The sequence below is a fragment of the Paraburkholderia sp. SG-MS1 genome, assembly GCF_012275575.1.
Taxonomy (GTDB): domain Bacteria; phylum Pseudomonadota; class Gammaproteobacteria; order Burkholderiales; family Burkholderiaceae; genus Paraburkholderia.
Genome location: NZ_NPIH01000101.1, coordinates 17,061 through 28,974, shown reverse-complemented (window position 1 = coordinate 28,974; position 11,914 = coordinate 17,061). Strand labels below are relative to the sequence as shown.

Below are 11,914 nucleotides of genomic sequence, written 5' to 3'. Positions count from 1 at the left end.
GGCCCAGTGAACAAACCATTGAATGAGCGTCAATCGAACGTCAACTGAGGAGAAAGCAATGAACGAAACGAACGGGAGTCCGGCAGCGGCGGCAGTGGATGGAACGGATGTGAAGGAAAAGGGCCTGTCGCGCCGCACGTTCATCAAGGGTGCAGTGGCGGCGGCCGGCATTGCCGGTTTTCCGTACGTGCATGCGCAGGAAAAGATCACGTTGCGCTACCTCGGCACAGCGGTCAATCAGAGCGCCGACATCGCGAAGAAATTCAAGGAAGACACGGGCATCGAGATTCAATACGTACCGGTGACCACCGACGACGTCGCCAAGCGCATCATCACGCAGCCCAACTCGTTCGATATCGTCGACACCGAATATTTCGCGCTGAAGAAACTGATCCCGGCCGGCACGCTCGCGGGCATGGACTTCAAACGCATCAAGCTCGCCGACAAGATCACGCCGGTGCTCACGCGCGGCGAAGTCAACGGCAAGAAGATCGGCGACCAGGGCACCGCGCCGAAAAAGGTGATGTTCCTCACCGGCCCGCGCTCGACCCAGTTCTCGGCGACGCCGACCGAATGGATGACACTGATCCCGACCACCTACAACGCGGACACACTCGGCATTCGTCCCGATCTGATCAAGCGGCCGGTGGACAGCTGGGCGGAACTGCTCAATCCGCAATTCAAGGGCAAGGCGGCGCTGCTGAACATTCCCGCGATCGGCATCATGGACTCGGCGATGGCGATCGAGGCGATGGGCCATATGAAGTACGGCGACAAAGGCAACATGACGAAGGCCGAGATCGACCAGACCATCAAGGTCCTGATCGAGGCCAAGCATGCCGGCCAGTTCCGCGCGTTCTGGAAAGACTTCAACGAGAGCGTGAATCTGATGGCGTCGGGCGAAGTCGTGATCCAGTCGATGTGGTCGCCCGCGGTGACGAAGGTGCGCACGATGGGCATCGCGTGCAAGTTCCAGCCGCTCAAGGAAGGCTATCGTTCTTGGGCCTCGGGCTTCGGCTTTCCACGCTCGCTGCAAGGCAAGAAGCTCGACGCCGCCTATGAGTTCGTCAACTGGTTCCAGGACGGCTGGGCCGGCGCCTACCTGATGCGCCAGGGCTATTACCCCGGCGTGATCGAAACCGCGAAGACGCACATGCAGCCGTACGAATGGGACTACTGGATCGAAGGCAAACCCGCCGCGCAGGACATCAAGGCGCCGGACGGCCAGTTGCTCGAAAAGGCCGGCGCGGTGCGCGACGGCGGCTCTTACACGCAGCGCATGAGCGCGATTGCGTGCTGGAACGCGGTGATGGACGAGAACATCTACATGGTGCAGAAGTGGAACGAGTTCATCGCGGCGTGATCGAGCGTAACGCCGTGCGTTGTGTTTGCCGGTGCATGACGCGCCGGCCAACGCATCGGCAAACACGGCGCCGGTTCGCCGCGTAGAGATTTCCCCGCGCGCGGCGCTACGGCCGCGCACGTCAATCGACAGACACACTCGCCCATGGCAACGATCGACCTTCCCTCGCTCACGCAGGACGCGCCCGTCAAACATCGCCGTGCACCGGCATGGTTGCAGGCGACGCCGCTGTCGCTGACGTTCCTGCTGTTTTTCATCGTGCCGCTCGTGATCACGTTGATCGTCAGCTTCTGGGACTTCAACGAATACCAGATCATTCCGGCGTTCACGCTGAAGAACTACGCGGCGATTTTCGACGGCTGTTCGTCGATGACCGACGTCTGCGTAACCTTCAAGACGTACTGGTCGACGCTCAAGTTCTGCGCGATCGTGTGGGCCGTGACCTTGCTGCTGGGCTTTTCGATCGCTTACTTTCTCGCGTTCCACGTTCGCACGACGAGCATGCAGACGGTACTGTTTCTCGTCTGCACGATTCCGTTCTGGACGTCCAACGTGATCCGGATGATTTCGTGGATGCCGCTGCTCGGCCGCAACGGCCTCGTGAATCAGGCGCTGCTCGGCGCGCATCTGATCGATCAGCCGCTCGAATGGCTGCTGTATTCGAACTTTTCGGTGGTGCTCGCGTTCGTGCATCTGTACACGTTCTTCATGATCGTGCCGATTTTCAACGCGATGATGCGTATCGACCGGGCGCTGCTCGAAGCCGCGCGCGATGCCGGTGCGAGCGGCTGGCAGGTGGTGCGCGACGTGGTCCTGCCGTTGTCGAAGACCGGCATCGTGATCGGCTCGATCTTCGTGATCACGATCGTGATGGGCGATTTCCTGACCGTCGGCGTGATGGGCGGGCAGCAGATCGCGTCGGTGGGCAAGATCATTCAGGTGCAGACCGGCTACCTGCAATTTCCCGCCGCGGCGGCCAACGCGATCATTCTGCTCGCCGTCGTGCTGATGATCGTGTGGGGATTGACGCGCGTCGTCGATATTCGCAAGGAGCTATGAAGATGCAGACCATTCGCGTCAAACATCGCGAACGCCGTCCGGCCAGCTTCTACTGGCTCGCGCTGCTGTTCGGCCTGTTCGTGCTGTTCCTGTACGGACCGGTGATCACGATTTTCATTCTGTCGTTTCAAGGCCCCGAGGGCGGTCTGACCTTCCCGATGCGGGGTGTTTCGCTGCACTGGTTCGCGGTGCTGCGCAACGGCGTCGCCGATATCGACATCTGGGCCGCCTTCGGCCGGTCCGTGCGGCTCGCTTTGGTGGTCACGGTGCTGACGGTGGTGTTCTCGGTCGCGGCGGGTCTCGCGTTCCGTCGAAAATTTCGCGGCGACACTGCGGTGTTCTACGTGTCGGTGGCGAGTCTGATCATGCCGTCAATCATCGTGTCGCTCGGTATCGGCCTGACGTTCCGGCTGCTGGATAACGGCGTGAAGTACCTCGCGTCGGCGTGGGGCTATCAGTCGTTCGCCGATGCCTATACGACCTCGATGGGCCTCTTCACGTCCGCGCTCGGCGCGCATCTGACGTGGACGCTGCCGTTCGGCCTGCTGGTGATGTTCGCGGTGTTCAACCGCTTCAACCCGGCTTACGAGGAAGCGTCGCGCGATCTCGGTGCAACGCCGTGGCAGAGCTTCCGGCATGTCGTGCTGCCGATCATCGGGCCTTCGGTGGTCGGCGTCGCGATGTTCGGCTTCACGCTGTCATGGGACGAGATCGCCCGCACCTCGCAGGCGATCGGCGAACAGAACACATTGCCGCTCGAATTGCAGGGGCTCACGACGTCGGTGACGACGCCGGTCATCTACGCGCTCGGCACGATGACGACCGTGTTGTCGTTCACGGTGATGGGCACCTGTCTGCTGGCGGTGAAGCTGCTGGCACGCCGGCGTACCGTGGCGGCGCTCAAATAAAAGCGACGCGGCCGTGCATGCGAAAGCCATTGCACGCACTCTGCTAAGAATCGGCGAAATACTTCGTTGCTGGCGCCCCGCGTCCTCCCGTACCGTACTCCGATTGCGCCGCGTACGCGCTTCATTTCGGAGAACACATGTCAGCAGTTCAATCACAACACAGCCCGGTTCATCCCGTCGCCGACGCCGCTCAACTGTTCGGCGACGACCCGCTGACCCGCCGCTTCGCGCCGCTCCTCGCGCGCATCGCCGAAGGCGCGGTGCAGCGCGAGCAACATCGGGAACTCGCCTACGAACCGGTGGAGTGGCTGCGTGAAGCGGGCTACACGCGGCTGCGCGTGCCGCAACAATACGGCGGCGAAGGCGTCTCGCTCACGCAGTTCTTCGCGCTGGTCACGCGCCTCGGCGAAGCCGATTCGAATCTGCCGCAAATCCTGCGCGTGCATGGTGGCTTTGTCGAATCGCTGCTGGAAAACAGCGACGCGGCGCTGCGCGACCGCTGGCTCACGCGCGTGGCCCAAGGGCAGATTGTCGGCGGCGCGGTGTCCGAGCGTACCGGCGTGACCAACAACAGCGTGCGTCTCACGCAGACCGACGGTGCGTGGCATCTCGACGGCGAGAAGTACTACACCACCGGCACGCTCTACGCCGATTGGGTGGACGTCACCGCGCATGATGGCCAGAGCGACGTGCGCGTGCTCGTCAAGGCCGATACGCCGGGCGTCGAACGTATCGACGACTGGGACGGCTTCGGCCAGCGTCTGACCGGCAGCGGTACCGCGCGTTTCGAGCGCGTGCCGGTTTCACCCGACAATCTGTACCGTCGCTACCAGGCGTCCGAACCACGCCGCAACAGCCTGCTGACCGCGTACTACCAGGCGCTGCACGTCGCCAACCTCGCGGGTATCAGCCGCGCGGCGCTGCGCGACGCCGTGACCTTCACGCAGGCAAGGACGAGAACCTTCGGCATCCCCGGCGAGTCGAGCCCGCGCGACAATCCGCTCGTGCATCGCGTGGTCGGCCGCCTCGCGAGTCTCGCTTACTCGACGCAGAGCATCAGCGCAGCGCTGGCGCGTGCAATCGACGAGGTTTGCGTCGCGCGCGCCGAGGGCCGCACCGATGAGCAAACCTATATCCGCCTCGACATCCAGACCTTTCAGGCGCAGCAGATCGTCATCGAGCAAACACTGCAGGCGGCCACGCTGCTGTTCGAAGTGGGCGGCGCATCGGCCACCAGCGAATCGCGCCGCTTCGACCGCTACTGGCGCAATGCGCGAGTGCTCGCCTCGCACAATCCGGCGATCATTCGGGAGGCGGCGATCGGTGACTTCTATCTGAACGGCAAGGCGCACAACGAACGGTTCGGCGTCGCGCGTGAAGGCTCGCCCGCTTGATGGGCTCGACTGAGTGACTGGCCTGCACTGTTCGGCACAGGAACGTGCTGAACAGTGCCTTTCCTTACTTCGCCGACGGCGTCCAGATCCGGATGTCGGTCGCCTTCAGTGCAGCGGGAATGAGTCCGGCCGCGCGATACGTATCCGCGATACGCTGCTGCTCCGCCAACTGATCGCGCTGCACCGGCACGATGTCATAGCTGCGGCGGCTATTGGCCAGCTCGACTGTCGGCGCGGGAATGTTCCCCCACACCGGGCCGAGAATCTGCGCGGCGTCCTGCGGATGCGCCTTGACCCATTTGCCGGTCGTGTTCAGTTCATCGAATACGACGCGCAGCACGTCCGGATGCTTGTCCGCGAACGCGGTCGTCGCCGTATAGAAACGGTTGTATTGCGCGACTCCGCTGGTGCCGTCGGCAATCACGCGCACGTGCGCATCACGCTGCTGCGCGGCGAGGAACGGGTCCCAGATCGCCCATGCGTCGATGTTGCCGCCGCGAAACGCGGCGAGCGCGTCGGGCGCTTCCAGATAGCGCACCTGAATGTCGTTGATGGTCATTCCCGCTTTGGCCAATGCGCTCAGCAACAGGTAATTACAGCCCGAGCCTTTCGCCACCGCGACGCGTTTTCCCTTCAGGTCCGCAACCGAGCGGATCGGCGAGCCCGGCGGCACGATGATCGCCTGAGCCGTCGGCGCCGAGGTTTCCTCTGCGTAGTAAGTCAGCGGCGCGTTGGCGGCCTGCGTGAAAAGCGCGAATGCATCGGCGACGTCCGCATGCAGATCCACACTGCCCGCGTTCAGCGATTGCAGCAGGCCCGTCGAGAACTCGTGCCAGCTCACGTCATAGCCCAGCGGTTTGAGCTTCTTCTCCAATGCACCGGTGCGCTTGAGCAGAATGAACAGCGTCGACGAACGCTGATAGCTGATCGAAACCGTTTCGTTGGCTTGTGCGAAGCCGGCGGACAGCACCCCGCCGATCAACGTCAATGACACGCAAAAGTGCAGCAGACGGCGAGAGCCGGAGAAAGTGACAGGCATCGATCGAATTCCAGAAAGGTAGGCGCAATCGCTGAATATATAAAAGTTCGCGGCACGTCCATAGACCGATTTCATCGAACGATATAGACAGAAATTGGAACGCGTGGCGACGGCATCCCGCATCATTCAAAGCTTTGATGCGAGTCGAACAAATCGCAAGCACCGCTTTTCCGTGGAGATTTTCGCTTTATGTCGACACTGCCTCCGCGCTTCGGCGTCTGGGCCCTGGTTCATGGCAGCCGCGCCGCACTGCAGGACCCCGATGAACCGTACGACGCGTCATGGGCGCGCAACAAAGCTCTCGTACTCGAAGCCGAGCGCCTCGGCTACGACTCGGTGCTCGTCGCCCAACACACGATCAATCCGCACAATCCCGACTTCGATCAGCTCGAAGCGTGGACCGCGTCGGCCGCGCTCGCGGCGTTGACCGAACGCATCGAAATCATCGCGGCCATCAAGCCTTATCTGTATCACCCGGTCGTGTTGGCGAAAATGGCGCAGCAGATCGAGCACATCAGCGGCGGGCGCTTCGCAATTAATCTTGTCAATGCGTGGAATCGCCCGGAGCTGGAGCGCGCCGGTATCGGCTTTGCGGAGCACGACGCGCGTTACGCGTATGGGCGCGAGTGGATCACCGTGGTCGATGCGTTGTTGCGCGGCGAACGCACGCGTTTTCACGGCGAACACTTTAATGTGGATGACTATCTATTGCGCCCTGCCGATCCGTATCGCGAACGGCCGCTCATCTACGTGGGCGGTGAATCGGAGCCCGCGCGCCAGCTGGTCGCCGACAAAGGCGACGTGTGGTTCATCAACGGCCAGCCGTTGCCGGACGTCGAAGCGCTGATCGCCGACCTGCGCGCCCGCAAGCGGCCTGCGGCGCACGCGCCGTTGCGTTTCGGCCTGTCGGCATTTGTGATCGCCCGTGAAACCGACGACGACGCAACCCGGCACCTCGATCATCTGTTCGCCCTCGCCGCGAGAGATGCGCCGCTGCGCGCGCAGCAGAAATCGAACATCGACCCGAAGGCGGTGATGTTCCAGACCTTCGCGCAAACGCCGCGCGTCGGCTCGAACGGCGGCACCGCGGCGGGACTGGTCGGCAGCTATGACACGGTCGCCGCGCGCATCGCCCGCTTTCATCACGCGGGGATCGAATTGTTCATGCTGCAATTCCAGCCGTTCGAGCGCGACATGCGCGTCTTTGCGGAAGAAGTATTGCCCCGCGTGCGGCGCCTGACTCGCTGAGCGACCTGACTGGCCGATGCAGCTACGCGCGATATCCGGCTTGATGCTTCGATGTGGCACAGTATCGTCAGGCGCACGCGTTATGCTTGCGCCGCCGAACCGCCCCGACAAGCGCCATGACGACACTGCCCGCCTACGAGCCCCCGGTCGACGAAGACCAGCTTCTGCTGAAATGGATTCGCCGCGCGCGTGAATCCCAGATGAGCCATTACGACATGGCGGATCTGCTGTCGGCGCGCGACCGTCAGCTCGGCTGGCTGGTGACCGCCCTCACCGCGTTCGTGGGGACCGCCGTGTTCGCGTCGTTGACGTTGACGGCGGTGACGATTGAACAGCGGCTCTTCGTGGGGTTCGTGAGCGCCGCGGCCGCCGTCTCGGCCGCGTTGAAACTGTTCCTGCGCTACGCGGAGCGCGCGGAGAAACACCGCGCGGCCGGCGCACGCTATGGCGCCGTGCGTCGCAGGCTCGAAGCAGTATTCGCCGGCGACGCCGACGCGCGCGACGGCCACTACCTCACCGCGATTCGCGACGAGCTCGACCGGCTTGCTCAGGATTCGCCGAACGTGCCGCCGCGCATCTTCTATCGCACGCAACGCATGCTGTCGACAAACACTCAGCGCAGCCGCGACGCGTGAGCCATCGGTTTCTAGCCATCGCCACGCCAGAAAGACCACCACGTCGCCCGCTTCGACATTCGCTCAAAGATCGTCGACGCCGATCCCCAACTCCGCCGCCATCCGCCGCACGATCGCATGAAGCCGGGCCACCTCATCGGCGAGCCGCTTCTGCTCGGCCTTGATCGCTTCGAACGCGGACAACGGCACCGTGTCGTCCTCGCCGGCCGGGTGCGCGATCTCGCTTGCGCTCACCTCGCCGCACAGCAGATGCATCCAGCGATGCTCGCGCTCTCCCGGCGTGCGGGCCAGCTTCACGACGCGGGGCGGCGCGTTGCCGGCCAGTTCGTCGAGAAACGCCTCGACCGACGAGATGTCGGCAAAGCCATGGAAACGCGCACTGTTCAGGCGCAATTCAGCTGCCGTCTGCGGGCCGCGCAGCAACAAGGTGGTCAGCAGGGCCGCCGACTGGCTCGGCAACCCAAGCACGCGATTCATGTTGTGCTCGAAGCGCGGCACGCGGCTGCTGCTGCCTTCCATGACGAGGCTCAATCGTTTCAGGCCATCGACGGCGCTCAGCACTTCGGCCTCGGTCGCGTTCATCACGGGCGCGCGGCCGGTTTTCTGATTGCAGCCCAGCGTCAGCGCGTTCAGCGAAAGCGGATAACTGTCCGGCACGGTGTGCTGCTTTTCGACGAGCACGCCGAGCACGCGCCCCTCGAGCAGCGTCAGTTCACGAATCGGGGGACGGGAGGAAGCATCGGGAGTGGTGTTCATGGATGATGGTGCGGCATGAGTCGCCGGGTCTCGTGGATGATGCGCGTTACCGTTGTGTAGCGAGGCGGCGCGTTCTGGTTGGTGGCCACTATGATAAACGCCAGCGGTCGGGACGGCGCACGAATCTCGATGACGGATGAGCCGCCCTACACCGCCCGCGCGCCATTCTTTTCCGATTGACTCATTTCCATATTAGAGATAATTTCCCGAATATGGAAAATCCAGCTACCGACGACACGCTCATCGACCGCCGCATCGCGCAGCGTTTGCGGGCCTTGCGCGCGGAGCGCAACTGGTCGCTCGACGACCTTGCCACGCGCAGCAACGTCAGCCGCGCCACGCTGTCGCGGCTGGAAAATGCAGCCGTGAGTCCCACCGCGAGCGTGCTCGGTCGGCTCTGCGTGGCGTACGGGCTGCCCATGTCGCGGCTGATGCGCATGGTCGAGGAGGACTTCGCACCCCGGGTGCCACGCACCGCGCAACCGGTCTGGAGCGACGCGAGCGCGGGCTTTCGGCGCCGCTCGGTGTCGCCGCCCGCGCAAGCGCTCGCGGGCGAGGCGCTGGAATGCGAACTCGACGCGGGCGCGTGCATCGCGTACGACGCCTCGCCACGCCCCGGCCTCGAACATCATCTGATCCTGCTGGAGGGCCGGCTGCAGATCACCGTCGACGGCCAGCGCCACGACCTCGCCCCCGGCGACTGCCTGCGTTATCTGCTGTTCGGCCCGAGCGCCTTCGTGACGCCCGCCGATAGTTCGGCACGCTATCTTCTCTTCATCGTGTGAGCCAGCATGAGCGCGATCACCATTACGCCTTTTTCCGCCGACGACCTCGTTCGGCACCTCCCCGAACTCGGCGCGCTGCTGCATGCCTGTGTGCATGACGGCGCGAGCGTCGGCTTCGTGATGCCGTACGGCGTCGCCGATAGCGAAGCGTTCTGGCGTGGCAAAGTGCTGCCCTCGTTACGCGCGGGCGGACTGATGCTGTTCGTCGCGCGCGAGGGCGACGCGATCGCCGGCACCGTGCAACTGGATTACGACACAATGCCGAACCAGCGTCACCGCGCGGAGGTGCGCAAGCTGCTGGTCCATCCCGCGTTTCGCCGCCGGGGCATCGCGCGGGCGTTGATGACGGAACTGGAGCGCCATGCGCGGCACTTGCGGCGCAGCCTGCTCACGCTGGACACCCGCACCGGCGACCACGCCGAACCGCTCTATGCCGCGCTTGGCTATCAAACCGTCGGCGTGATTCCAGGCTATGCCCAAGCCCCGCACGACGAAGGGCGGCTCGACGCCACCACCGTCATGTACAAGGCGCTGTGAATGGGTGCGCGCCGCTTGCGGCAGGCGTCGGCCATCAGGCCGTCTTCGAATATTTGAACGTGCCCTGCGCGCTCGCGATCAACAGCTTGCCGTCTACCCATGCTTCGCCGCGCGAAAAGAAAATCGAGCGGCCCTGGCGTTCCAGAAAGCCCTTCGCCGTCACCGATTCGCCGAGTCCCTTGTCGAGATAGTTGGTGGTCAGCGACAACGTGAATGCATGCCGCGCCGGTTGTCCTACCGCCGCATGCAGACCCGCATAGCCCGCCGCCGCATCGAGCAGCGTCGCGATCGCGCCGCCTTGCAGCACGCCCTGGCGATTGAGCTTGCTCGCATCAATCGCCATGACCAGCTCCGCGTAGCCGTCGCGCCATTGCGTCAGACGCACGCCGAGCGATTCGAGAAACGGGTTGTCGATGGGAAAGTCGGGCATGGTCGAAGCCTTTGCTGTTCAGGGTGAGGAAGGTGTGGCGCGCGAGCGGCGGGCACGCCGGTGACGAGCCGTCAGCATACTAGCGTTCGGTATGGAACATCGGCGATGCGCGCGTGCAGTTCACATCACGAGCGGATGGATGCCCGGCGGTGTATTGTCCAATGGGTGGGCGTTCAAAGGAGCGCAGCCGGGTCCGGCGCAGCCCTAAGCCTTTCCGGCCCACCTGCAAAATCCCACGCATCTGCTAGTGTTGTTCAATCACTGTTCTCCGTGGAGGACCCATGTCATCCGCTCGCGCCGACAAACGCAAGCTACCTGGCGCAGGCTGGGAGACGGGCAAAGGATCCGGCGCCGGCGCTCGCCTGAGCGATGCGCAAATCGCCGCGGAAGCGACCCGCCGCCTGGCTTGGGACTCGGCGGTCCCTGAACATAGCGTGAAGGTGAAGGTCTCACGTGGCCGCATCACGCTGCACGGCGAGCTGCAACGCCCGCAGCAAAGAACCGCTGCGCTGGAAGACGTGACGCGCCTGTTCGGCGTGACAGGCGTGCTGGATCACACCGTCATCAAGGCTAAATGAAGCGCAAGAGACGGTAACGGCCTCAGCCGGCCTCTGCTCGCAACAACGTCCGGCAATGCCGTGCTATCTGCTTTTCCTCTTCAGTGTGAAGCGTCATCACCTTGCCAGCCGGATCGCCTTCCGTCAGCCCCATGAAAGCGAGCCCGTCGCACACGCGCCGGCGAATCGTGGCGCTGTGTTCGCCGATCCCGCCCGTGAACACCAGCAGATCGATCCCGCCGAGCAACGCCGCATAGCCGCCGATCGTCTTGCGCACCGCGCCCGCGAACACGTCGAGCGCGAGCGATGCGTTCGCGTCGCCCGCCGCCGCGCGCTTTTCCAGCGCCTGCATATCGCTCTCGCCGTCGGCATAACCGGCGAGGCCGCTGTGACGATTGAGCAGCGTCTCCAATGCATCCGCACCGAGCTTCTCGACGCGCATCAGATACAGCAGCACACCGGGATCGAGATCGCCGCAACGCGTGCCCATCGGCACGCCGCCGGTCGGCGTGAGACCCATTGACGTATCGATCGATTGGCCATCGCGCAACGCACACACGCTCGAACCGTTGCCGAGATGCGCGAACACCGCGCGTGAGGGCATCTGCGAGCCGAGCTGCGTCACCAGCGATTCGTACGAAAGCCCGTGAAAGCCGTAGCGGATCACGCCGGCCTGCGCATAGCGGCGCGGCAACGCGAGTTGCGCCGCGCGCGGCGGCAGCGTCGTATGGAACGCCGTGTCGAAACAGGCGAAATGCGCCGCGCCGCCGAAAATCTTCGTGGCCTCGTCGATCAGCGCGAGCGCCGGTGGAATATGCAGCGGCGCGAAGTGCACCGCCTCCTGCAGACGGCGGCGCAGCTCGGGCGTGATGCGCTGATGCGCGCGCAAATGCGGGCCGCCATGCACGACCCGATGGCCGAGCGCCGCCGGCTGCGCATGGTGCTGTTGCGCCAGCACCTGCGAGAGCTTGCGCAATGCATCGGTTTGCGACTCCAGCACGTGCTCCTGCTGCACCAGCACGCCGCCGTCGGGCGAACTGATCCGCAAGCTCCCGTCGCTGCGGCCGATCCCCTCGGCGCTGCCCTCCAGCAGCAGGGATTCATCGTCGTCCACGTGTGCGAACAGCCCGAATTTCAGCGACGACGAGCCGCTGTTGAGCACCAGAATCGTTTGCTTCGCCGCTGCGTCTTCCGTGTGCATCG

The 11,914-nt window shown here is 64.0% G+C and carries 13 protein-coding genes; 9 read left to right on the top strand and 4 right to left on the bottom strand.

Annotated features, from left to right (window positions below; all coding sequences use genetic code 11):
* Positions 1–58 precede the first annotated feature (58 nt).
* From CIC12_RS06870 to CIC12_RS06855, 4 genes are all read left to right on the top strand, one after another.
* Entirely contained in the window at positions 59–1,363 is a 1,305-nt protein-coding gene (locus tag CIC12_RS06870; RefSeq protein ID WP_168663398.1) for an ABC transporter substrate-binding protein, read from the top strand.
* Between the two features lie 144 nt (positions 1,364–1,507).
* Positions 1,508–2,422 (top strand): ABC transporter permease, encoded by a 915-nt coding sequence (locus tag CIC12_RS06865; protein WP_168663396.1) that lies wholly within the window; start codon positions 1,508–1,510, stop codon positions 2,420–2,422.
* A gap of 2 nt (positions 2,423–2,424) precedes the next feature.
* Positions 2,425–3,330, top strand: a complete 906-nt coding sequence (locus CIC12_RS06860) for an ABC transporter permease (protein WP_168663394.1) — start codon at positions 2,425–2,427, stop codon at positions 3,328–3,330.
* A 137-nt stretch (positions 3,331–3,467) separates the two neighbouring features.
* A complete protein-coding gene (locus tag CIC12_RS06855) occupies positions 3,468–4,724 on the top strand; it encodes an acyl-CoA dehydrogenase family protein (protein ID WP_168663392.1) in 1,257 nt (418 codons plus the stop codon).
* Positions 4,725–4,788: 64 nt separating this feature from the next.
* On the opposite strand, the gene CIC12_RS06850 is transcribed toward CIC12_RS06855, so the two are convergent.
* A complete protein-coding gene (locus CIC12_RS06850) occupies positions 4,789–5,763 on the bottom strand; it encodes an aliphatic sulfonate ABC transporter substrate-binding protein (RefSeq protein ID WP_168663390.1) in 975 nt (324 codons plus the stop codon).
* Positions 5,764–5,952: 189 nt separating this feature from the next.
* Here CIC12_RS06850 and CIC12_RS06845 point away from each other — a divergent pair, with 189 nt between their 5' ends.
* Entirely contained in the window at positions 5,953–7,011 is a 1,059-nt protein-coding gene (locus tag CIC12_RS06845; protein WP_168663388.1) for an LLM class flavin-dependent oxidoreductase, read from the top strand.
* Between the two features lie 116 nt (positions 7,012–7,127).
* Positions 7,128–7,646 (top strand): SLATT domain-containing protein, encoded by a 519-nt coding sequence (locus CIC12_RS06840; protein ID WP_168663386.1) that lies wholly within the window; start codon positions 7,128–7,130, stop codon positions 7,644–7,646.
* Between the two features lie 63 nt (positions 7,647–7,709).
* Here CIC12_RS06840 and CIC12_RS06835 read toward each other — a convergent pair whose 3' ends face one another.
* Positions 7,710–8,402: a YceH family protein gene (locus CIC12_RS06835; RefSeq protein WP_168663384.1), complete on the bottom strand. Its 693-nt coding sequence runs from the start codon at positions 8,400–8,402 to the stop codon at positions 7,710–7,712.
* A 212-nt stretch (positions 8,403–8,614) separates the two neighbouring features.
* Here CIC12_RS06835 and CIC12_RS06830 point away from each other — a divergent pair, with 212 nt between their 5' ends.
* The gene (locus tag CIC12_RS06830) at positions 8,615–9,187 is read left to right on the top strand and encodes a helix-turn-helix domain-containing protein (protein WP_168663382.1); all 573 of its coding nucleotides are present in this window, start codon (positions 8,615–8,617) and stop codon (positions 9,185–9,187) included.
* 6 nt (positions 9,188–9,193) lie between these two features.
* Positions 9,194–9,724, top strand: a complete 531-nt coding sequence (locus tag CIC12_RS06825) for a GNAT family N-acetyltransferase (protein WP_168663380.1) — start codon at positions 9,194–9,196, stop codon at positions 9,722–9,724.
* A 34-nt stretch (positions 9,725–9,758) separates the two neighbouring features.
* Here CIC12_RS06825 and CIC12_RS06820 read toward each other — a convergent pair whose 3' ends face one another.
* Positions 9,759–10,154: a PaaI family thioesterase gene (locus CIC12_RS06820; RefSeq protein WP_168663378.1), complete on the bottom strand. Its 396-nt coding sequence runs from the start codon at positions 10,152–10,154 to the stop codon at positions 9,759–9,761.
* Between the two features lie 281 nt (positions 10,155–10,435).
* On the opposite strand from CIC12_RS06820, the gene CIC12_RS06815 reads away from it, so the two are divergent.
* On the top strand, positions 10,436–10,732 hold the full coding sequence (locus tag CIC12_RS06815; RefSeq protein ID WP_168663377.1) for a BON domain-containing protein: 297 nt from the start codon (positions 10,436–10,438) through the stop codon (positions 10,730–10,732).
* A 22-nt stretch (positions 10,733–10,754) separates the two neighbouring features.
* Here the strand turns inward: CIC12_RS06815 and CIC12_RS06810 are convergent, their stop codons facing one another.
* Positions 10,755–11,912, bottom strand: a complete 1,158-nt coding sequence (locus tag CIC12_RS06810; RefSeq protein ID WP_168663375.1) for an acetate/propionate family kinase — start codon at positions 11,910–11,912, stop codon at positions 10,755–10,757.
* Positions 11,913–11,914: the final 2 nt, after the last annotated feature.